The organism is Aminobacter sp. HY435, assembly GCF_027568395.1.
Classification (GTDB): domain Bacteria; phylum Pseudomonadota; class Alphaproteobacteria; order Rhizobiales; family Rhizobiaceae; genus Aminobacter.
The window spans coordinates 1-21,201 of record NZ_JANKZL010000004.1 but is presented as its reverse complement, the minus strand read 5'-3'; the positions used below and the strand labels follow the sequence as shown (position 1 = coordinate 21,201).

The window sequence follows — 21,201 nt, the reverse complement described above, 5'->3', positions numbered from 1 at the left end:
TGGATTGAGTCCGGAAACCCGGCCAAACCATTGGAACTAAAGAAAAAAGGCGGTTAGTTGGCCGCCTTTTTCCGTTCCAGCCATTCGTTCCGCGCCAGGCTGTAGAATACGTGATGCTTGAGGTGCGCATTGGCCTCTGGCACGCGCGGATGATCGAAATTGCGCGCCGGCTCGTTGCGCATGCCGATCCGCTTCATCACCGACGTCGAGCGATCGTTGTTCCAGACGGCGAAGGACACGACTTCCTCCAACCCGAGCTGATCGAAGCAGAATTCGAGCCAGGCATTGGCGGCCTCGGTGACATAACCCTTGCCCCAGAACTCGGGCGCCAGCCGCCAGCCGATCTCGATCGTGTCCTTGGGCATGAAGGGCTCGAGATCGGTCGGGTTGATGCCGACAAAGCCGATGCATTCGCCGGTCGCGGCAATCTCGGCAGCGGTAAAGCCAAAGCCGTCGCGCTCGGCGTTGCCGCGCAGCCTGTCGAACAGCTGGTCGCTCTCGGCCCTGGTGCGGCGCATGCCGAAAAATTCCATCACCTGGTCGTCCGAGTTGATGCGGTGGAAGAGGTCGCGGTCGCGCTCTTGCCAGTTGCGCAGGATCAGACGTTCGGTGCGGATCGGTTTCATCTCGCGAATTCGGCGCGGCTGTAGCCCTGCAGATAGAGCAGGGCGGTGAGATCGGAGTGATCGATGCGGATCTTTGCCTGCGTGCCGACCGAAGGCTTGGCGTGGAGCGCGACGCCCGACCCGGCAAGACGGATCATGTCGAGGTCGTTGGCGCCGTCGCCGACGGCAATCGCGTCGGCCGGTGTCAGGCTGAGGCGGGCCGATATCTCGTTCAGCGCGTCGGCCTTGGCGGCGCGGCCGAGGATCGGCTCGGATACCTGGCCGGTGAGGCGGCCATCGGCCTGGATCAGGTGGTTGGCGCGGTTTTCGTCAAAACCGAATTTCGCCGCGATGCGCGAAGTGAAGACGTCAAAGCCGCCCGACACCAGAGCGGCATAGGCGCCGTGCGTCTTCATGGTGGCAACCAGCGTCAATCCGCCCGAGGCCAGGGTGAGACGATTGTCGATGATGTGGTCGATGACGGAGGCGTCGAGGCCGGCAAGCAGCGCGACGCGCTCGCGCAGGGCAGGCTCGAAGGCGATCTCGCCGTTCATCGAACGCGCGGTGATGTCGGCGACGCGATCCTTGACGCCGATCTCGTCGGCCAGCTCGTCGATGCATTCCTGGTCGATCATGGTCGAATCCATGTCGGCGATCAGGATCCTCTTTCGGCGCGTCGCATTTTCCTGGATGGCGAAATCAATGGCCTCGCCGTGCAACACCGCGGCAAGCGCGCTATATGCGGCTTCGGCGGGAAGGCCCGCCGGCAGTGCGATGTCGCAGGCGATGTTGGCGTCGAGCCAAACAATGCCGCTTGCACCCAGGGCGTGGGAAGCCTTATCGGCAAGAGACGGAGCGAGCAAAGCGCGGTCCGGATGGGAAATCAAAGTGGCGACGAGCGGCATCGAAAATTCCGGTAAGGGCGAGGGGCGCATCAAGAACGCGATCCTGATAGCCGGGCCGACCGCCAGCGGCAAGTCGGCACTGGCCTTGAAGCTGGCGGAGCGCCACGGCGGCGTGATCATCAACGCCGATTCGATGCAGGTCTATGGCGTGCTCGACGTGCTGACGGCGCGGCCGGGCGCCGACGACTTGGCGCGTGTCCGGCATTTCCTCTACGGTCATGTCTCGCCCGCCACCGCCTATTCGACCGGCACCTGGCTGCGCGACGTCGCGGTGCTGGCCGACAGCGGCCTGTTGGCCGAACATCCGCCGATTTTCGTCGGCGGCACCGGGCTCTATTTCAGGGCGCTGGTCGAAGGCATCTCCAACATGCCCGACATTCCAAAGGACATACGCGACCGCTGGCGCTGGCGTCTCAACGAAGAAGGCGCGCCGCGCCTGCACCGGCTGCTGCTGAAGGTCGATCCGGAAGTGGCAATGCGCCTCAGGGCGGGCGACGGCCAGCGCATCGTGCGCGCGCTCGAGGTGCTGCAAGCTTCCGGACGGTCGATCATGAAGTGGCAGGCCGACAAGGGCCATCCCCTGGTCGATGCCGAGACAGCGCGCTTCAACGTCATCGAGCCGGATCGGGGCATGCTGATCAAGCGCATCGACGCCCGCTTCGACAGGATGATCGAGGCCGGAGCGCTGGAAGAGGTCAAGGCGATCTCGGCGATGCGCCTGTCGCCTGATCTGCCGGCAATGAAGGCTATCGGCGTGCGCGAACTGGCGGCGGCGATGGCCGGCGAGATGAGCTTCGACGAGGCCATCGAACGGGCCAAGATTGCCACCCGGCAATACTCCAAGCGACAGTCGACGTGGTTTCGCAACCAGTTCGGCCCCGAATGGGAGAGGATCGGCGGCGAAGCGGGCCGAAGCGCGGGATAGCCGGCGGATTGTCGCAAATCCAAGCCGGCGATTAACCGTCCGTAAGGCGCGGCATGGGATCATCCTCGGGGGGTATCCAAGGTCGCTATGCGCTTTCACAAGGCTGAAACCGCCTTCTTCTTTTTCATTGCGCTGATCCTGCTGGCAGCGTTGTCGATCTTCTATGGCTGGAACCTGCTCGGCCAGCCCGCCGAAGCGTTATCCGAGCCCGGGCGCGCCGAAGTGCTGGCAACCCTCAGGACCATCCTGCTGGCGACTGTGGTGCTGCTTGGCGGTACGCTGGTTTTCGGGATTTGCTTCATCCTGCCGCAGATCCGCACACAGGTGAAGGAAGGCGGCAAGCTGCGCGAGATGACCGCCTCGCTCAGTGCGCGCTCGCGCAACCTCGAACAGGCCGCGCTGACCGACGGCCTGACCGGCATGCAGAACCGGCGCTATTTCGACGACGCGCTGAAGGAGTACCTCGACGAATTCCGGCGCATCGACAAACCGGTCGGGCTGATGATCCTTGACCTCGACCATTTCAAGCTGGTCAACGACACCTATGGCCACGATGCGGGGGACGAGGTGCTGCGGTCGGTCGGCAAGTGCCTGAAGAGCATGACCCGGTATCATGACGTGGTGGCACGTTTGGGTGGCGAGGAATTCGCCATTGTTGCGCCGAACATGGACCTGGAGCTGCTGCAGCGGGTTGCCGAGCGGATGCGCAAGGCAATTGCCTCGCTGCCGATCGAGGCCGCCGGCACCCAGCTCAACGTGACTTCGAGTGTCGGTCTGGCGCTGTGGGATCGCGAAGAAACCGCCGAAGAGTTCTATCGCCGCGCCGACAAGCAGCTCTACGAGGCCAAGCGCCAGGGCCGTAACCGCGTCTGCGCCTAGCGCCGGATCGCCATGGTGGCATATGTTCTTGTCGGCCCAGGCCTCCGCCATGCTGGTCGGCGTTTCCCGCGAAGGGATCACGATGAAACCTGGAGGATGACCGTCCGCCCACGCAGCATGTGGGCGTTCCGGAGTCCTCAGGCCTGCCTGGCTGAGTCTCAGCCCTGTGGCGGCCTGCCGCCGAAGGTCGATGGGCGCAGGCCGAAGCGCGTGTCGAAATCGTCATCCAGGGGCTGCTTGCCGGCGGGCTTGCGGTAGTCGCTGTCGCCGGCCTGGCGTTGGGCGTCGACCACTTCGGTAAATCCGAGCGCCGCAGCCTGTGGCTTGGGCACGTTGCGCAGGCGCTCGACTACGGCAATGAGATCGACGTCGTCGCCGTTACCGGACTGCGCCTCTGTCGCCCGCTTGCCTGTCCCGGGAATGAGCTCGACAGGCAGCTTCTCGAATTTCAGCCGCATCGTGGTTGCCACACCCTCGCCAAAGGCGATGGCCTCGCGCTGGCCCATCGACGACAGGAACGACAGGGTCGAGGCCGAGGAATCGGCAATGGCCGAGCGGATGATCGCCTGGTCCTGCTCGTTGGCAAGCCGCATGGCGAAGACGGTGGAGCACTGCGACAGGATGGTCGGGTCGAGCTCACCCGGGCGCTGGGTGACGACGCCGAGATAGCAGCCGTATTTGCGGCCTTCCTTGGCGATGCGCGACAGCGCGTGCCGGGTTGGCGCGAAGCCGAGCCGGTGGTCGGCCGGCATGTAGCGGTGCGCTTCCTCGCACAGCAGGAGCAGCTTGAGCCGGCCTTCGCTCCACAGCGCAAGGTCGAAGGCGAGGCGGGCGAGAACCGAACAGACCGAATTGACGACTTCCGACGGCATGCCGGCCATTTCGAAGCAGGTGACCGGGCGGCCATGCGTCGGCACGCGGAAGATGTTGCCGATGGTTTCGTGGATGGTGTCTTCGATCAGGCGCGAATGGAACATGAAGCGGTAGCGCGGATCGGCGAGCGCCGACTCGATGCGGGTGCGCAGCGATTTCAGGATCGGCCGCTCGTTCTTGGATTCAAGCAGTCCCATGCGCTCGTCGATCTGCTTGATGAGATCGGCGATGCGGTAGGGTACCGGCGTATCCGCCGTCAGCGCATCGACACCGCGGCGCAGGAAGGCGCCGCCATTGGGATTGCGGTAGAGGTTCTTGGCAACCGGGACCAGGTCGCGCAGGACGTCTATTTCTTCGGCATCGGTTTCGCGGCCACGGAACAGCACTTCGGCGAATTCTTCCAGGCGGAAGAGCCAGAAGGGCAGGTCGAGCGAATTGGAATCGATCTTGACGCAATACTCCGGCAGCGAGGCGGCGAACTCGTTGTGCGGGTCCATGATCAGCACGCGCAGATCAGGCCGCGCGGCAATGGTCTTGCGGAGCAGGAGCGAAACAGCGGTCGACTTGCCGACACCTGTCGTGCCGACCACGGCGAAGTGGCGGGCGAGCGTCTCGTCGATGGCAATGCAGGCATCGATGTTTTCGTCCTGCGACAGCTGGCCGATGGTGACGGAGTGACGGCCGGCAAGGTCGTAGACTGCCTGGAGATCGCGGCTGCGGATGCGGTGGGCGACGGCGCCGATGTAGGGATAAGCGGTGATGCCGCGGTCGAACATCGGGCGCTTGTCCGGGCCGACATCGCGGACTTCGCCGATAAGCTCGACATTGACCTCGATCGGGTTTTCGCCTTCGCTGCTCCATGAACGATCCGACTTGGCGATGGAATAGACCAGCCCGATGGTGCGGGTTTCGCCCAGATTGATGCAGATCATGCGGCCCACGGTCCACAGGCCGATCACGCTTTCGCTGCCGGCCTCGGCATAAGCGCTGATGACCGCGCGTGCGCCATCGCACTGCACGACATTGCCAAGAATGCGGGCCTCGTCCTGACCCGGGTCGCGTCGCTCCTGCGAGGTGGTTTCGCCACCAACTGCCTGGCGTTCAATGTACATGGATGCCACGTTCCCAATTCCCCTGACCTTCAGCCTAGCCTTGCGCGGTTAAGGTGGGGTGAGGTCGCATGGTGTAGCGAGCGTTAAGGCCATAGCTAAGATGCCGCCGTTGGGCGCAGGGTGACGTTGCGGAAAAAATGCGCCGGTCCGGTTGACAGGCCGGGTTTGGCCGCACTATCGTCCGCGCCATGAATACGACACTCATTCTCGTAGTAGGATTGCGCATGGGCAAGGCGGTGTAACCGCCGGGCGAAATCCCCCCATGCGCAGATGCAAAGGCTCCCTCGGGGGCCTTTTTTATTGCCCGAAACAGGACTAAACGAGCAGCAACCGCCGAAAACGGCGAAGGAAAGACGGGACGGACCGATGAGCGGACAAAGTGACAGCGGACGACGGGAAATGACCGGCGCCGAAATGGTGGTGCAGGCGCTGAAGGACAATGGCGTCAAGCACCTCTTCGGCTACCCCGGCGGCGCTGTCCTTCCGATCTATGACGAGCTGTTCCAGCAGGACGACGTCCAGCACATCCTGGTCCGCCACGAGCAGGGCGCCGGCCATGCGGCCGAAGGTTACGCGCGTTCTACCGGGCGGGCTGGCGTGATGCTGGTGACGTCGGGGCCAGGCGCAACCAACGCGGTGACGCCGCTGCAGGACGCGCTGATGGATTCGATCCCGCTGATCTGCATCACCGGCCAGGTGCCAACCTCGCTGATCGGCTCCGACGCCTTCCAGGAATGCGACACCATCGGCATCACCCGGCCGTGCACCAAGCACAACTGGCTGGTGAAGGACGTCAACGACCTGGCGGCGATCCTGCACGAGGCCTTCCATGTCGCAACGACCGGCCGTCCGGGCCCGGTCGTGGTCGACATCCCCAAGGACGTGCAGTTCGCCAAGGGCATGTACACGCCGCCGCAGACCGCGCCGCGCACATCCTACCAGCCGAAGGTCCAGGGCGACCTGGAAAAGATCAAGGAAGCCGTGGCCCTGATGGCGACCGCCAAGCGGCCGATCATCTATTCGGGCGGCGGCGTGGTGAATTCCGGCGCCGAAGCCAGCCACTTGCTGCGCGAACTGGTCGACCTGACCGGCTTCCCGATCACCTCGACGCTGATGGGGCTTGGCGCCTATCCGGCCTCGGGCAAGAGCTGGCTCGGCATGCTGGGCATGCACGGCAGCTACGAAGCCAACATGGCGATGCATGACTGCGATGTCATGGTCTGTATCGGCGCGCGCTTCGACGACCGCATCACCGGCCGCCTCAATGCGTTTTCGCCGAATTCGAAGAAGATCCACATCGACATCGACCCGTCGTCGATCAACAAGAACGTGCGCGCCGACGTGCCGATCCTGGGCGATGTCGGCCGGGTGCTGGAGGACATGGTTCGCCTGTGGCGGGCAACCGCCAAGGCCGACAAGAAGACGCTCTACCCGTGGTGGGAGCAGATTGCCAAGTGGCGCGCGCGCGACAGCTTTGCCTACAAGCAAAACAGCGACGTGATCATGCCGCAATACGCCGTCCAGCGGCTGTATGAACTGACCAGGCATCTCGACACCTACATCACGACCGAGGTCGGCCAGCACCAGATGTGGGCGGCCCAGCATTTCGGCTTTGAAAAGCCGAACCGCTGGATGACGTCTGGCGGCCTGGGCACGATGGGCTACGGCCTGCCGGCAGCACTTGGCGTGCAGATCGCGCATCCTCAATCGCTGGTCATCGACATTGCCGGCGACGCCTCGGTCCAGATGTGCATCCAGGAGATGAGCACGGCGATCCAGTACGACGCGCCGATCAAGGTGTTCATCCTCAACAACTCCTACATGGGCATGGTGCGCCAGTGGCAGCAGCTGCTGCATGGCAACCGCCTGTCGCATTCCTACACCGAGGCGATGCCGGACTTCGTCAAGCTGGCGGAAGCCTATGGTGGCCATGGCATCCGCTGCGACAAGCCCGACGAGCTGGACGACGCGATCAAGGAGATGATCTCGGTCAGGAAGCCGGTGATCTTCGACTGCCGCGTCGCGACGCTCGCCAACTGCTTCCCGATGATCCCTTCGGGCAAGGCGCATAACGAGATGCTGCTGCCGGACGAGGCGACCGACGAGGCGGTGGCGAATGCCATCGACGCCAAGGGCCGCGAACTGGTGTGACGAACCTTGCGCGGCCTTCCAGGGAAGGCCGCACAATCAACGAGTTGGCGCAAACGCCTGAGATCGAGATTCAGCTTATGAACGCACAGCTACAACCCACCGGTTCGGCCTATTTCATTTCCAAGGAAACGGCGCTGCCAGAAACGCACACGCTTTCGGTGCTGGTCGACAACGAGCCCGGCGTGCTTGCCAGGGTTATCGGCCTGTTTTCCGGCCGCGGCTATAACATCGAGAGCCTGACCGTCTCCGAAACCGAGCACGAGAAGCACCTGTCGCGCATCACCATCGTGACGCGCGGCACGCCGGGTGTGCTGGAACAGATCAAGCACCAGCTCGAACGCATTGTTCCGGTGCACCGCGTCGTCGACCTGACGGTGACGGCGCGCGAGCTCGGCACCGGCGGTGCGCTGGCGCGGGAGTTGGCACTGGTGAAGGTCGCCGGCACCGGCGAACATCGTGTGGAGGCGCTGCGCCTTGCCGAAGCCTTTCGCGCCAAGGTGATCGACGCAAACACCGAGCATTTCATCTTCGAACTGACCGGCAAGGTGTCGAAGGTCGAGCAGTTCATCGCCATCATGAAGCCGCTCGGCCTGGTCGAGATCTGCCGCACCGGCGTGGCTGCGATGAACCGCGGCCCGCAGGGGATGTGATCTGCTGCCAATGGCGCAATGAAAATGCCGCCTATGCGATTGCGTAGGCGGCTTTTTCATTTCCTGAAACCGGTGATCGGTGCTCAGAAGCCGACGTTCTCGTTGACATAGAAGGTGTTGAGCAGCGAGACGCGCGGACGGCTGATGGTCGTCGTGATCTTCGGGCGACCGTGCCAGCTCATCTTCATCAGCGAGTGATACGCCTTGAGCACCACGAAGGCGTAGCCGACATTGGGCAGGAAGGGCAGGGTCTTGACTGGCTCGAGGCCGTAGGAGCCGACATTCAGCAGGCCCTTGAGCGAGGCCTGGTAGAGCGTCGTGCCAAGGTCGCGCTGGCTGTCGTCTGCCGGGCAGTAGAGCTGCATGGTGACGACCTTCTTGCGCGCGTCGGGATGCGGCTTGATCTGGTAACCGTCCTTGTCGCTGTAGAGCACAGGCTTTGCCACCAGCTTGAGGTCGTCGACGCTCTTGACCTTGTCGCCGCGCGCGCGGATTTCGAGGCCCTCGTGCAGCTGGCGGCGGATCGCGGCTTCGACTTCAGGCGAGGCCAGTGTTTCCGAAACCGCGCCCCACATGTCGCGCAGTTCGGCGTCGATCTTGCCGACGTTGTCGCCATAGAGGCGCAAAGCCATGCGGGTGCCGGTGCCGGTGATCGGATCGTAACCCTCCGTGGGGATCGACCTGATCAGGTCGGCGTAGAAGTCCGCCGGGAAGAAATTGCGGAAGAAGATGTGCGGGAAGGGCAGCGAGAAGCGGTCGGACGCGTCGATGCTCGCCACCGCGTGGCTGATGAGTTCGCGCGAAAGGTTGCTGGGCTCGAGCTTGGCAACGGCTGACATGATCATTCTCCAGTGCTGCGCGATGAATCGTCGTCTTGTCTCAATCCGGTGAAATGAACCAAGAACAGCCTGCCGGCAAGCTTTTTGGTTGTACGGGATGAAACTGCGCAATCATGTGACGCCATCGGCAAGGCAAACCACGACCACCCGCTTGCGGCCTACTGGACCAGCGAATTGGCGTCGACTGGGATTTCTCGCGTCTCCGAAAAAGAGACAATAATGCTGACATATCTGGAAAGAGACACCCTATGTCCTACGACGCATTTCTGGCCTTGCTCGTCTACGCCTTCGTGACCTCGATCACGCCGGGGCCGAACAATTTCATGCTCCTGGCTTCGGGCGTCAATTTCGGGTTCGTACGCACCATCCCGCACATGCTGGGGATCGGCTTCGGCTTCCTGTCGCTGCTGCTCGGCGTTGGCTTCGGGCTCGGCGCCGTGCTGACAGCATTTCCGGCATTGCATACGGTGCTCAAGATCGCCGGCGGGGCGTATCTGGTTTATCTCGCCTGGCGTATCGGCATGTCGCGCTCGCTTGGCAAGGATGGCGACGCGAAGGGGCGGCCGATGACCTTCCTCGAGGCGTCTGCGTTCCAGTGGATCAATCCGAAAGCCTGGGTGATGGCCGTGACCGCCATGGCCATCTACACCAGCCCGGAGGCTCCATTCCTTTCGGTGCTGCTGATTTCCAGCGCCTTTGCCCTGGTCAACCTGCCGAGTGTGTCGAGTTGGGCCGGGTTCGGCATGGCGCTGCGCGGCTTCCTCACCGACCCGGTGCGGCTGAAGTGGTTCAACATCGCCATGGGCGTGCTGCTGGCTGCAACGCTGTGGCCGATGCTGAAATAGGCACGGAATAACTTGCGCGGCACTATTGGCGAGCTTAGCGTTTGAACATGGCACACGACCACGATCATCACCACGACAACGAACTCGATCCGATGGCTGCCCGGGTCAAGGCACTGGAGACGATCCTGACCCAGAAGGGCCTGATCGATCCGGCGGCGATCGACGTCATCGTCGACACATACGAAACCAAGGTCGGCCCGCGCAACGGCGCCCGTGTCGTGGCCAAGGCGTGGAGCGATCCGGAGTTCGCCGGCTGGCTGAAGCGCGATGCAACGGCAGCAATTGCCTCGCTCGGCTACACCGGCCGGCAGGGCGAGCACATGCAAGCGGTGTTCAACAGCGACGAGACGCACAATCTCGTCGTCTGCACGCTGTGCTCCTGCTATCCGTGGTCGGTGCTCGGGCTGCCGCCGGTGTGGTACAAGGCGCCGGCCTATCGCAGCAAGGCGGTGATCGACCCGCGCGGCGTGCTTGCGGAATTCGGGGTCACGCTGGCGAGCGACAAAAAGATCCGGGTTTGGGATTCGACGGCCGAGCTGCGCTATCTCGTCGTGCCGCAGCGGCCGGAGGGGACCCAGGGCTGGGGCGAGGTACAACTCGCCGAGCTGGTGACGCGCGATTCGATGATCGGCACCGGGCTGGCGCGGGAGGCGCAATGAACGGACCGCACGACCTTGGTGGGCAGATGGGCTTCGGCCCGGTCACACCCGAAAAGGACGAGCGCTGCTTCCATGCCGAGTGGGAGAAGCGCGCGCTTGGCGTGACGCTGACGGCGGGCGCCATGGGCGCCTGGAATATCGACGAAAGCCGGCATATGCGGGAAAGCCTTCATCCGGCCGACTACTATGCGTCCAGCTACTACGAGATCTGGATCAAGGCGCTGGAGCGGCTGTTGCAGCGCCACCGTTTCGTCACTGCGAACGATCTTGCGGCCGGCGAGGCGGTCGATTCGGCGGCGACGCCGAAGCGCGTGCTGAAGGCGGAAAACGTGTCCGCGGCGCTCGCCAAGGGCGGTCCTTGCGACCGGCCGGTGGAGGGCGCTGCGCATTTTGCGGTCGGCCAGCGCGTGCGCACCAGGAATTTCCACCCGACCGGCCATACCCGCCTGCCGCGCTACGCCCGCGGCAAGATGGGCGTGATCGACGCCGTGCGCGAAGGCTTTGTTTTTCCCGACAGCAATGCGCAAGGCAACGGCGAGAACCCGCAAAGGGTCTACACGGTCGTCTTTTCCGGCGCCGAATTGTGGGGCGAGGGCGCGGACCCTATGCTTGAAGTCAGCATCGACGCCTGGGAGAGCTATCTTGAGCCGGCATGAGGCACGGATCCCCGTGGGGACAGGGGCGCTCGACGCGCCGGTTTTCGCCGAACCGTGGCAGGCCGAGGCGTTCGCCATGGTGGTCGCGCTGCACGAGCGCGGCGTCTTCAGTTGGGGCGAATGGGCCGAGCGGCTGTCGGCGGAAGTGAAGCAGCACGAGGCAGCTTCCGACGGCAGCGACTATTACGAGCGCTGGCTGGCGGCGCTCGAAAGGCTGCTGGCGGAAAAGGGGCTGGCCGGGCACGACGAGGTCGACGCGGTGACTGCTGCCTGGGAGCGCGCCGCGCACGCAACGCCGCATGGCAAGCCGATCCTGCTGGAGAACGATCCGGAAAGCGCGCGTTTGTCAAACATCCGCTGAGCGCAGCTTTGCCCTGGGGTAGCCGCCACATCCTGTGCGCTAGATGGGGGCTTTCGGCCGATCCTGACATCGGAGAAGCGCGAAAGCCCTCGCGCTCCCGGAAGGCGCGTCCGCGCATGTTTTCACCGCGATCAGAAGCCGTCTTGCGCCACGCGCTTCGGCGCGAAGTTGCTCTACAAAGGCAACGATTTCGCGCGGACTGATTTTGCATGACGGCCAAATCCCTTGCCCTTCCAGCGCGAATCCTGTCAGTCAATCCCATGGATTTCTCACCTCAGCAGGACGATGCGCTGCAGGCCGTGGCGCGCTGGCTCAAATCTGGCAAGCCGCAACTGTTCCGGTTGTTCGGCTATGCCGGCACCGGCAAGACGACGCTTGCGCGCTATTTCGCCGAGCATGTCGACGGCCAGGTGCAGTTCGCCGCCTTCACCGGCAAGGCAGCCCAGGTGCTGCGCTCGAAGGGCGCGACCAATGCGCGTACGATCCATTCGCTGATCTACCGGCCCAAGGGCGAGGAGGCGATTTCAGACGAGGCGACCGGCAAGACCTCGATGTCGCCGACGTTCTCGCTTAACCGCCAGAGCCCGATTGCCAAGGCCAAGCTCGTCGTCATCGACGAATGCTCGATGGTCGACGAGCAACTTGGCCGCGATCTCCTGACCTTCGGCACGCCGGTGCTTGTGCTGGGCGATCCGGCGCAGTTGCCGCCGATCTCCGGCGGCGGCTTCTTCACCGAGCACGAGCCGGATTTTCTCCTTACCGAGATACATCGCCAGGCGCGCGACAACCCGATCCTGAGGCTGGCCCTCGACGTGCGCGAGGGCCGCGAATTCATGCGCGGCGACTACGGCACGGCCCAGGTGATCGGCAAGGAAGACGTCACCCAGGATCTGGTGCTGGACGCCGACCAGGTGCTGGTCGGCACAAACCGCACGCGGCGGCGCTACAATCAACGGTTGCGCGAGCTGAAGGGTTTTAGCGCAGGCTATCCGCAGGCGGGCGACAAGCTGGTGTGCCTGCGCAATGACCCGGCCAAGGGGCTGCTCAATGGCTCGTTGTGGAAGGTGATGACCTCGTCGCGCGAGACGGTGAAGCCCGGCATCAATCTTCTGGTTGCGCCGGAAGAGGACGATCCCGATCGCGGCGTCGCCAAGATCAAGCTGCTCAAGCAGACCTTCGAAAATCCCGACGAAGAGATCCCGTGGGGGACCAAGAAGCGCTACGACGACTTCGACTACGGCTACGCGCTGACGGTGCACAAGGCGCAGGGCTCGCAGTGGAACAATGTCGTTCTGTTCGACGAGAGCTGGGCCTTCAAGGATACGCGCCAGCGCTGGCTTTACACGGCGATCACCCGCGCCGCCGAGCGGCTGACCATCGTTCGATAGTGGAGCGGGCATCCGCTGCAGCTGTGCCTGCGCTGCCGCCGCTTGGCGCTGTTCAGCGCAAGTCCGGTCACTGGCCGGCGATCTGAGCCTTGTTGGTCGAGGGATGGCCGTAGCCGCCCGGTTCACGGGACGGCATCACTTTGCTTGAGGGCAATTCCTTCGCACGGGCCCAGCTGTAGTAGAGCAGGAACGAGCCGATGGCGTAGGGCTGCAGGATATCGACCTCGAAAAACGACCTGATGACCAGCAGGGCGAGCATGCCGAGCAGCAGCAGCGGTTCGGCCCAGTCGCGTTCGTCGAGCAGGCGGCCAACGCACAGGCGCAGCGCCGCCAGGACCGGCAGGATGATCGCCGCCGCGCCGATGTAGCCGAGTTCCACCAGCGCTTCGATATAGGTGTTGTGGAAGTGGAAGCCGGTGCGCGAGGCGATGTAGAACTCGTGCCACAGCCGCTCGGCCTCGGAAAAGCCCTGGACCCAATAGGCCTGGTAGCCGACGCCGAGCCATGGCGCGTGGGCTGTGGCGTCCATGCCTTGCTGCCAGAGATACGTCCTGCCGGTGAGGGTGGAATCCTTGCCGAAGGCGCCAAGCACCATGTCGACCGCGCCGACGTTGAGCGCGGCGAGAATGGCGGCCAGGCCAAGGACCGTGCCGGCAAGGAAGAACACCTTGCGATGATTCGGCGAAAAGGCCTCGAGCCCGGCGATGGCGATCACCATCGCGATGGCCGCCGGGGTGGCCAGCATCGAGGTTGCCGATTGCGACATCACCAGCAGCACCGCCGACAGCGCGGCGACCGCCAGGGCGACCAGCCGAGCGCGCCGGCTGCTGGTCAGGAACAAGCCGAAAAAGACCGAAAACAGGATGCCGAGCGAAGCATAGAAGCCGAGCTGGTTCTTGGAGCCGAAGGCGCCGACGAAGCTGTAGGTTCCGTCGAGCGCGTCGTAGACGGATGCGCCGTCGAGTATCGAGTAGCCGAGGACGACGGAGATGCCGGCCATCGCCCCGATGCACAGCGTTCGCGCGTCGATGACGCGCGCTGCGATGACGGCGCAAACCACATGCGACAGGTATTGCAACCCGGCACGGGCGGTGACGTCAGGTGCATCGGACCACGCATAGGACAGGCAGGCGAGCAGCGCGAAGGCGAGGATCTGCGGCGAATGGGCCAGACGCGCGAGCGTGAAGCGGTAGTCGACAAGTACGAGTGGCAGCCACACCACATAATAGAGCAGGATGGAAATCTGGCCGAGGCGGAACGAATAGGCGAAGACGAAGAACGATACGGCAACCGCGAAGGCCCCGTAGAGTTCGTTCCGTCCGGGCGTCACCAGCGCCGACTTCCGGATCCGCATGCGTGGAGCCCGCCTACTGCACCAGCGGGGCTGCGGGGCGCTCGACCTTGAGTACGTCGCCGGGCATGACGGGCGTGTCTTCCGTCGCCTCGACGGTCGCGCTCTTGCCATCGCGCTTGCGCACAAGCCTGTAGGTCAGTGTCGGTTCCCCGCCGTTCGCCGGGGCGACGCCGCCGGCCTCGGAAATCAGGCCCTTTTGCGTGTTGAGCTTCAGCGTCACTTCGTTGAGCTCGGCGACGATTTTCTGGCGCTCGATGGCAAGTTCCGATTCGGTGTCGTTCTTGAGGTCGATCGCCTCCTGCTCGGCCTTGCTGATGTCCTGCTTGGCGCGAAGGATCGCCGTCTCGAGGTCGAGGATCTTGCCTTCCATCTCGGCGACGGAACGCTCGACCGAGAGCACGCGGGTATTCACCACCAGGCCCTTCTGGGCGAGCGTGTCGACGCCGCCAAGTTCCTTGCGTGCGAGCTCGACCTGGCGCTGCTGTGTCTCCGACTTCTTGCCGAGCGAGACGATCTCGCTTTCGAGCAGCTTCTTGAGGTTGCCGAGCGATTCCAGCCTGAGCGTCACCTTCTTTTGCCTGGCCGCCATGATGGCGGTCTCGTCCGCTATCATGGCGGGCACGAGCGGATTGGCGGCGATTTCCCTGGGTGCGGCGATTTCGGTCTTGCCGGCCAGCTCGGCGTCGATGCGCGCGCGGGTCACCATCAGACGCAACTGACCGTCGGAGAGCACCGCATGGCTGCCTTCGGCTGTGATCAGGTCGCGTTCGGTGCGCGCGCCATCGCTGCCACGGCGAAGGCCGCCGGCGATGCTGACTGCCTTAAGTACTGTAAGGTCCGGCGCGAAGGGATATTGGCCAGGCGTCTGGATGTCGCCGGAAATGTAGAAAGGCCGGAACTGCGCCACCTCGACCGACGCCTCCGGCCGATCCGACAGGCCGAACTTCTCCTGCAGCGTCTTGCCGATGGTTTCGGCGATCTCGGCGGTTGTCTTGCCTGCGGCCACTGTCTCGCCGACGAAGGGTAGGGACAATCGCCCTGATGGCCCGATGGTGTAGTCGCCGCTGACCGAAGACCAGTCGCGGAACGAGCCCTCGACTGTCTGCCATTCGACGACGCGGATGGTCAGCTTGTCCTGGGTGCCGAGCTGGTAGTCCTCGGCCACCGCTGCGGTAGCCGTCAGCACGAATGCCGCGCAGGCGAGGCGGCGCACGTGCGAAGCGACCCGGGGCCGGCGAGAAATTGTCTCAAGCAGTGTCAAATCGTTTTTCCTGTTCTGGCGGCGGGCGAGAGACCGCCGGCAAACAACGAGGCTGGGCGCATCGGCGCGCCGCAGCCTCCAATGCGGCAGCTGTCAGTAGCTGCCGCGCGACATGCAGACGGCGGGAACCGTCTTGAGGATGATGCGGATGTCCTGACTCAGCGACCAGTTCTCGACATAATGACGGTCAAAGGCGACGCGGCTGTCGTAGGAGACGTCGTTGCGGCCGCTGACCTGCCACAGGCCGGTGAGGCCGGGCCGGGACTTGAAATAGAACACGGCCGACTTGCCGTAATATTCCAGTTCGTCACGAACCACGGGACGCGGGCCGACGATGCTCATGTCGCCCAATAGGATGTTCACGATCTGCGGCAGTTCGTCGAGGCTGAGCTTGCGCAGCACCGCGCCGACGCGCGTCACGCGCGGATCGTCCTTCAGCTTCCGGGTCGCTTCCCACTCGGCGCGGGCCTCGGGATTGCCGCGCAGATGGGCAGCCAGCACCGCATCGCCGTTCCGCACCATGGTGCGGAACTTCAGGCAATGGAAAATCCGGCCCGCTCGTCCGATCCGTCTGTGGCCATAAAATGCCGGGCCGCCATCGGATGCTTTCACCAGAAGGGCGATCAGCAGGAAAAGCGGGCTCAGCGCGATCAGGCCGGCGCTCGCTCCAACGATGTCGAAACTGCGCTTCACCACCCCGCCAAGCGGTGGAAAGTCCATGGCCGCGTGCGGAATCTCCAAGCTGTTCGACTTGGCAATATCCCTCATGCTGCAACTCCAGTTGGTCTGTAAGACCCGCCCGGCGCCGAACATAGTCACGCCATGCTGCACTGCAAAACACGATTTCTTGGCCCTTGAAACAATATCCGCAGGACGGTGTTGAATGGCGGCCGGAGGTTGCACGGGAAATGCACAATGCGACAGTTGTGTGGTCATCTCGCTTTAATTTTAGCAGTATCTTATATGCTGAATGGCGTCAAAATCCGCGAAAATATTTCTTCTGTTATTGCTAGCCGGAATATTAATATTCATTGGCCTATATTGATTTCTCCAGGGATGACGTTCTCTGCAGCCGTCGCCTCCCGAAACAACGCAGTGCAAATTGTTCGACCAATGCCGGGCAAGGGAGCAATGTTGCCATGCAGCACAAAAGATCAATTCGCGCTTGCGCCTGCACGGCGCGCTTGCCTTGATGAGTGCTGACCCCGCCAATATAATGGAACCTCGTTCCGCCGAACGACAGAACCCAAATACGTCAGCGCCTAGTTGGCGGCAAAAACAGATGCTGACAAAAGCTTGCAAGGGCCAGGGGCATGGCAAGTAAAAGCGTGGCGAATTCGATACTGCCGGGTGACGCCCGCAGGCACCGCCAATGACTTTGCCAAAATTCATCCTCGGGCTTGCGATCGTGATCGCGATCGTTTTCCTGTGGTCGTACTTCGATGCTGCCAGCTGGGGCACGATCTTGCTGCGTGTGGTGATTTGCGCGGTGATTCTACAAATCGGTTACTTCCTGGCGGTTGTCGCAATGGTGACGCGGGCACCGCGCCCGGCCGCGACGCCTACCTCGTCAAAGTCGCCCGCCGAGGCAGCGCCAGTACCGCAAGCGGACGAACTGACGCCGAAAGGCAGCCCGCAGTAGAGCGCGACAGACAGCGGATTCGCGTCGACGTGACGTTGAAAATGCCTGCCAAAGCGATAGCAACGATGACTGTCAGCGCCATCGTCACCGATCCTGTACAGGCGATTTGCAGCCACCAAACGTGATCGCCTGGATCGCCGGACAGGCCTTGCAAAGTCTTGGCCGCAGGGCCGGATGCGCGAGCGTATCGCGGCTGCCGGATAAACCCTCGTAACAAAAGTTAGGGTTCCACTCTTCGCAGGTGCAATATAGCTCTTGCTGCGGCGGGCTATGACGGAAAGGCAACCGACGTGAGCGGAACCGACGTCTGTGTCATCATTGCCGCTCGCAATGCGGCCGATACGATTGCAACGGCGATAGCCTCGGCTCTTGGCGAGTCCGAGGTGGCCGAAGTGGTTGTCGTCGATGACGCTTCGGGCGATGCGACAGAAGCGGCGGCGCGCGCTGCCGACGATGGTTCGGGCCGGTTGCTCGTGCTTCGGCTCGACGTCAATCGTGGTCCGTCCTTTGCCCGCAACCTGGCCATCAGGCATTCAAGATCGCCCTTGATCGGCATTCTCGATGCCGACGATTTCTTCCTGCCCGGGCGGCTGCGATGTCTTTGCGATGGGGCCAACTGGGATATGGCGGCGGACAATATCGTCTTCATCGGCAACGCGTCGTCGCAGGGGCTGCCCATGCCTGATGGTGACGCCGAAACGGCCCAACTCGGATTCAACGAGTTCGTTGCCGGCAACATTTCGCGGCGCGGCGCGGCGCGAGGTGAGCTTGGCTTTCTCAAGCCGCTGTTGCGGCGATCTTTCCTTGAACGGCACGGGTTGCGCTACGATGAAAATCTGCGCCTTGGCGAAGACTATGAGCTTTATGCCCGGGCACTGCTGAAGGGTGCGCGATTCAGGCTGACCAGGTCTTGCGGCTATGCAGCCGTCGTGCGTGCCGGCTCGCTCAGCGGCAGGCATCGCACCGAGGACCTGCGCCGCCTGGCCGGCGCCGACCTGGCATTGCTGCAAACAGCGACGATCACGGCTGGCGAAAGGCGTGTTCTCCGGCGCCATGAGCGCCATATGCGCGACAAATATCGCCTGCGCCATTTCCTCGACCTCAAATCGCAAGAGGGCGCCTTGGCTGCGTTGGGCTTTGCGCTGGCGTCGCCGGCAAATTTGCGCGCCGTGGCCCTGGGGGTGGCGCAGGACAAATACGACGCCCTGCGCGTGGCACCGCAGCAGCAACCTCAGGTTCGCTATCTTCTGCCGACCACTGAAAACGCGGAGGCGCGCAAATGAGCCTGGGCAAGGACATCCTGGTCGTCGGCGGCGGTGGCTATATCGGCTCCCACACCTGCCTCGATCTCGCGAACAGGGGCTTCCGGCCCATCGTCTACGACAATTTCAGCAACGGCCATCGCGAATTCGTGAAATGGGGGCCGCTGGAGGAAGGCGACATCAGGGACCGGGCGCGCCTCGACGAGGTGTTCGCGAAATACCGGCCTGCCGCCGTTGTCCACTTCGCCGCGCTGATCGAGGTCGGCCAGTCGGTCAAGGATCCGATCTCGTTCTTCGAAAACAACGTCGCGGGGTCCTTGTCCCTGCTTGCCGCCGCCAAGGCCGCTGATTGCCGGCGGCTGGTGTTTTCGTCGACATGCGCGACCTATGGCGATCCCGAGGAAACGCCGATGCGCGAAAGCCACCGGCAGGTCCCGATCAACCCTTACGGCCGCAGCAAGCTCATCGTTGAGGAGATGCTGCGCGAACTGGACCGCTACGAGGGGTTCAGGTCGGTGTCCCTGCGCTACTTCAATGCGGCCGGGGCCGACCCCGAGGGCCGTATCGGCGAGCGCCACGATCCGGAAACGCACGCCATCCCGCTCGCCATCGACGCAGCACTCGGCCGGCGGGCCGGGTTCAGTGTCTTTGGCGACGACTACGACACCCGCGACGGTTCGTGCGTTCGCGACTTCGTCCATGTGATGGACCTTGCCGACGCCCATTCGCGGGCGGTGCAGTATCTCATCGACGGCGGCGACAGCATTGCCCTCAATCTCGGCACAGGGCAGGGCACGACGGTCAAGGAGCTGCTGTCGACGGTAAGGCGGATTTCCGGGCGCGACTTCCGGGTCGAGCAGGCGCCGCGTCGCGCCGGCGACGCGCCGGCGCTGGTGGCGGACAATGCGATGGCGCTCAAGGTACTTGGCTGGACGCCACGCCACGATCTCAATTCAATCGTATCAACGGCATGGAACTGGCACGCCCGGTCGAATGTGGAGTAGCGCGATGGCATCTATCTTCGCTTTCAAGACCCGCAGCCCAGATCGCGACCGGCAGACCGACGCTGTGCGTTTCGAGCACCTGCTCAAGACGCTCGGGCAGCTTTCCGGCGAAATCGACGCCGAGAAGACGGGGATACGCAACCGGTACGAAGCCGTCTCGGCCAATGCGGCGTTCCTGGTCGAGGCGATGGACAACGATGCGGTTTCGACGCGGCGCGCAGCCGAAATGGATCAACTGACCGAAGCGCTCAAGAACTGCCTGCGCCGGGTCGATACGCTCGGCCGGCAAGGCGAATTCGTCGCCGGGCTTCGCCGCCTGGTCGACGATTTCATCGCCGATGGCCGCAACGCGGACGATGCGATGCCGCCGGCACGCGGGGAGGCGGCGCCGGCGCCATAAGGCGACAGATCGAGGAGGGAGGAAAAGTTTGGCCGGTCCGGGGCATCCCGGGGCGGATGTTTCGGGTGCGAATCTCTGGCGGGAGGCGCGCAGGCATAAGGATGACTTGGCAATGAACGCAAACGACACCAACGCCACGACTGCAACCGGCCGGTCCGGCGCCCTTCAACTCGCGGCTGTTCTCGGCGGGTTGCTCGTATCGTCAGGCGCTGCATTTGCTCAGGATCCGCAAGGCAAGTCCTTCGTCGACACCTTCGACACGCTCGACCGTTCGCGCTGGCTGGTTTCCGACGGCTGGGACAATGGCAAGCACCAGAATTGCACCTGGTCGAAGGACCAGGTGAAGGTCGCCGACGGCAAACTGACATTGGCTTTCGAGGCCAAGCCGCTCAAGAACCGCGACAATTCCTGTGGCGAGATCCAGACCAAGGCCCGCTTCAGCTACGGGACCTATGAGGCGAGGGTCAAGAGCGGCGAAGGTTCCGGCCTGAACGCCGCCTTCTTCAGCTACATCGGGCCGGTTCACAAGCAGCCGCACGACGAGATCGACTTCGAGATCCTGACCAAGGATACGTCGAAGGTGCAGGTCAATGCCTATGTCGACGGCAAATCCGGCAACGAGCAACTGATCGAGGTGGCTGGCGGCGCGGACAAGGATTTCAACGACTACGCCTTTGTCTGGGAGAAGGACCGGCTGCGCTGGTACCTCAACGGCAAGCTCGTGCATGAGCTGGCGAGTCCGGCCAGGCTGCCCAGCCATCCGCAGAAGATATTCTTCAGCCTGTGGGGCAGCGACACGCTCAGGGAGTGGATGGGGCCGTTCACAACACCTGCCTCGCCGGTGACGATGGAGGTCGAACGCGTCGCCTACACGGCTCCGGGCGAGCCCTGCCAATTCGAGGGATCCGTCGCCTGCAAGACGCAGTGACCTCCTTCCCCTCCAATGGTCGCGGCCTTCTGGCCGGCATTCTTGAACAGGACTTTTGCGGATGAAGCTTACGGTATTTGGGATTGGCTATGTCGGCCTTGTGCAGGCGGCGGTGCTGGCGGAGGTCGGGCATGACGTTGTCTGCGTCGATGTCGACGCGGCCAAGGTGGAGCGGCTGAACCAGGGCTTCATCCCGATTTTCGAGCCGGGGCTGGAGGCCTTGGTGCGCGACAACCACGGCGCCGGCCGCATCGTCTTCACGACGGATGCCTCGCTGGCCGTGGCGCATGGCGAGATCCAGATGATCGCCGTCGGCACGCCGCAGGGCGAGGACGGCTCGGCCGACCTCAAATATGTGCTGTCGGTGGCCTCGGCCATCGGCCGCGAGATGGCCGGGCCGAAGATCGTCGTCACCAAGTCGACCGTGCCGGTCGGCACCGCCGACAAGGTCAAGGCGGCGATAGCGGCCGAGCTGGCGCGGAGGGAACGCGAGGACCTCGCT

Annotated in this window: 22 protein-coding genes and 1 pseudogene; 16 read left to right on the top strand and 7 right to left on the bottom strand. The window is 63.5% G+C overall.

Features of this window, described 5'->3' with window-relative positions; all coding sequences use genetic code 11:
* Window positions 1–53: 53 nt before the first annotated feature.
* Both PCJ21_RS05090 and serB read right to left on the bottom strand, forming a co-directional pair.
* On the bottom strand, window positions 54–626 hold the full coding sequence (locus tag PCJ21_RS05090) for a GNAT family N-acetyltransferase (RefSeq protein WP_269930302.1): 573 nt from the start codon (window positions 624–626) through the stop codon (window positions 54–56).
* Window positions 623–1,510 (bottom strand): phosphoserine phosphatase SerB, encoded by an 888-nt coding sequence (gene serB / locus PCJ21_RS05085; protein ID WP_269930301.1) that lies wholly within the window; start codon window positions 1,508–1,510, stop codon window positions 623–625. Before serB ends, PCJ21_RS05090 begins: the two co-directional genes overlap by 4 nt.
* Here serB and miaA point away from each other — a divergent pair.
* The gene (gene miaA / locus PCJ21_RS05080) at window positions 1,494–2,435 is read left to right on the top strand and encodes a tRNA (adenosine(37)-N6)-dimethylallyltransferase MiaA (protein ID WP_269930300.1); all 942 of its coding nucleotides are present in this window, start codon (window positions 1,494–1,496) and stop codon (window positions 2,433–2,435) included. The two genes, serB and miaA, sit on opposite strands and share 17 nt — an antisense overlap.
* 87 nt (window positions 2,436–2,522) lie before the next feature.
* Window positions 2,523–3,314: a GGDEF domain-containing protein gene (locus PCJ21_RS05075; protein ID WP_269930299.1), complete on the top strand. Its 792-nt coding sequence runs from the start codon at window positions 2,523–2,525 to the stop codon at window positions 3,312–3,314.
* A 158-nt stretch (window positions 3,315–3,472) separates the two neighbouring features.
* Here PCJ21_RS05075 and PCJ21_RS05070 read toward each other — a convergent pair whose 3' ends face one another.
* Window positions 3,473–5,299: an ATP-binding protein gene (locus PCJ21_RS05070; protein ID WP_269930298.1), complete on the bottom strand. Its 1,827-nt coding sequence runs from the start codon at window positions 5,297–5,299 to the stop codon at window positions 3,473–3,475.
* Window positions 5,300–5,665: 366 nt separating this feature from the next.
* Between PCJ21_RS05070 and PCJ21_RS05065 the strand changes: the two genes are divergently transcribed.
* Together PCJ21_RS05065 and ilvN are read left to right on the top strand one after the other, a co-directional pair.
* Entirely contained in the window at window positions 5,666–7,450 is a 1,785-nt protein-coding gene (locus tag PCJ21_RS05065; protein WP_269930297.1) for an acetolactate synthase 3 large subunit, read from the top strand.
* 77 nt (window positions 7,451–7,527) lie between these two features.
* The gene (gene ilvN, locus PCJ21_RS05060) at window positions 7,528–8,100 is read left to right on the top strand and encodes an acetolactate synthase small subunit (RefSeq protein WP_269930296.1); all 573 of its coding nucleotides are present in this window, start codon (window positions 7,528–7,530) and stop codon (window positions 8,098–8,100) included.
* 83 nt (window positions 8,101–8,183) lie between these two features.
* Here the strand turns inward: ilvN and PCJ21_RS05055 are convergent, their stop codons facing one another.
* Window positions 8,184–8,939: a hypothetical protein gene (locus PCJ21_RS05055; protein ID WP_269930295.1), complete on the bottom strand. Its 756-nt coding sequence runs from the start codon at window positions 8,937–8,939 to the stop codon at window positions 8,184–8,186.
* 248 nt (window positions 8,940–9,187) lie between these two features.
* Here PCJ21_RS05055 and PCJ21_RS05050 point away from each other — a divergent pair, with 248 nt between their 5' ends.
* From PCJ21_RS05050 to PCJ21_RS05030, 5 genes are all read left to right on the top strand, one after another.
* Window positions 9,188–9,784 carry a LysE family translocator gene (locus tag PCJ21_RS05050; RefSeq protein ID WP_269930294.1) on the top strand — a complete coding sequence of 199 codons (597 nt, stop codon included), beginning with the start codon at window positions 9,188–9,190 and terminating at the stop codon, window positions 9,782–9,784.
* A gap of 47 nt (window positions 9,785–9,831) precedes the next feature.
* Window positions 9,832–10,443 carry a nitrile hydratase subunit alpha gene (gene nthA, locus PCJ21_RS05045; protein ID WP_269930293.1) on the top strand — a complete coding sequence of 204 codons (612 nt, stop codon included), beginning with the start codon at window positions 9,832–9,834 and terminating at the stop codon, window positions 10,441–10,443.
* A complete protein-coding gene (nthB, locus tag PCJ21_RS05040) occupies window positions 10,440–11,099 on the top strand; it encodes a nitrile hydratase subunit beta (RefSeq protein ID WP_269930292.1) in 660 nt (219 codons plus the stop codon). The genes nthA and nthB overlap by 4 nt, the downstream gene beginning before the upstream one ends.
* A complete protein-coding gene (locus tag PCJ21_RS05035; protein ID WP_269930291.1) occupies window positions 11,086–11,460 on the top strand; it encodes a nitrile hydratase accessory protein in 375 nt (124 codons plus the stop codon). Before nthB ends, PCJ21_RS05035 begins: the two co-directional genes overlap by 14 nt.
* Before the next feature lie 260 nt (window positions 11,461–11,720).
* Window positions 11,721–12,848 (top strand): ATP-dependent DNA helicase, encoded by a 1,128-nt coding sequence (locus tag PCJ21_RS05030; protein WP_269930290.1) that lies wholly within the window; start codon window positions 11,721–11,723, stop codon window positions 12,846–12,848.
* 67 nt (window positions 12,849–12,915) lie between these two features.
* On the opposite strand, the gene PCJ21_RS05025 is transcribed toward PCJ21_RS05030, so the two are convergent.
* From PCJ21_RS05025 to PCJ21_RS05015, 3 genes are all read right to left on the bottom strand, one after another.
* Window positions 12,916–14,202, bottom strand: coding sequence for an O-antigen ligase family protein (locus PCJ21_RS05025; RefSeq protein ID WP_269930289.1), 1,287 nt, complete (start codon window positions 14,200–14,202; stop codon window positions 12,916–12,918).
* A 13-nt stretch (window positions 14,203–14,215) separates the two neighbouring features.
* The gene (locus PCJ21_RS05020; RefSeq protein WP_269930288.1) at window positions 14,216–15,463 is read right to left on the bottom strand and encodes a polysaccharide biosynthesis/export family protein; all 1,248 of its coding nucleotides are present in this window, start codon (window positions 15,461–15,463) and stop codon (window positions 14,216–14,218) included.
* 93 nt (window positions 15,464–15,556) lie between these two features.
* Complete coding sequence (locus PCJ21_RS05015) at window positions 15,557–16,231, bottom strand: sugar transferase (RefSeq protein ID WP_269930684.1); 675 nt, start codon at window positions 16,229–16,231, stop codon at window positions 15,557–15,559.
* Between the two features lie 147 nt (window positions 16,232–16,378).
* Here PCJ21_RS05015 and PCJ21_RS05010 point away from each other — a divergent pair, with 147 nt between their 5' ends.
* The 7 genes and pseudogenes from PCJ21_RS05010 to PCJ21_RS04980 form a co-directional block, all read left to right on the top strand.
* A complete protein-coding gene (locus tag PCJ21_RS05010; RefSeq protein ID WP_269930287.1) occupies window positions 16,379–16,666 on the top strand; it encodes a hypothetical protein in 288 nt (95 codons plus the stop codon).
* 169 nt (window positions 16,667–16,835) lie between these two features.
* Window positions 16,836–17,105 carry an exopolysaccharide production repressor protein gene (locus PCJ21_RS05005; RefSeq protein WP_269930286.1) on the top strand — a complete coding sequence of 90 codons (270 nt, stop codon included), beginning with the start codon at window positions 16,836–16,838 and terminating at the stop codon, window positions 17,103–17,105.
* Between the two features lie 290 nt (window positions 17,106–17,395).
* On the top strand, window positions 17,396–18,388 hold the full coding sequence (locus PCJ21_RS05000; RefSeq protein WP_269930285.1) for a glycosyltransferase family 2 protein: 993 nt from the start codon (window positions 17,396–17,398) through the stop codon (window positions 18,386–18,388).
* On the top strand, window positions 18,385–19,371 hold the full coding sequence (galE, locus tag PCJ21_RS04995) for a UDP-glucose 4-epimerase GalE (protein ID WP_269930284.1): 987 nt from the start codon (window positions 18,385–18,387) through the stop codon (window positions 19,369–19,371). The genes PCJ21_RS05000 and galE overlap by 4 nt, the downstream gene beginning before the upstream one ends.
* A 4-nt stretch (window positions 19,372–19,375) precedes the next feature.
* Window positions 19,376–19,771: a hypothetical protein gene (locus PCJ21_RS04990; protein WP_269930283.1), complete on the top strand. Its 396-nt coding sequence runs from the start codon at window positions 19,376–19,378 to the stop codon at window positions 19,769–19,771.
* 112 nt (window positions 19,772–19,883) lie between these two features.
* Window positions 19,884–20,699 carry a family 16 glycosylhydrolase gene (locus PCJ21_RS04985; protein ID WP_269930282.1) on the top strand — a complete coding sequence of 272 codons (816 nt, stop codon included), beginning with the start codon at window positions 19,884–19,886 and terminating at the stop codon, window positions 20,697–20,699.
* 61 nt (window positions 20,700–20,760) lie between these two features.
* Window positions 20,761–21,201, top strand: a pseudogene (locus tag PCJ21_RS04980) (UDP-glucose 6-dehydrogenase); the annotation flags it as partial.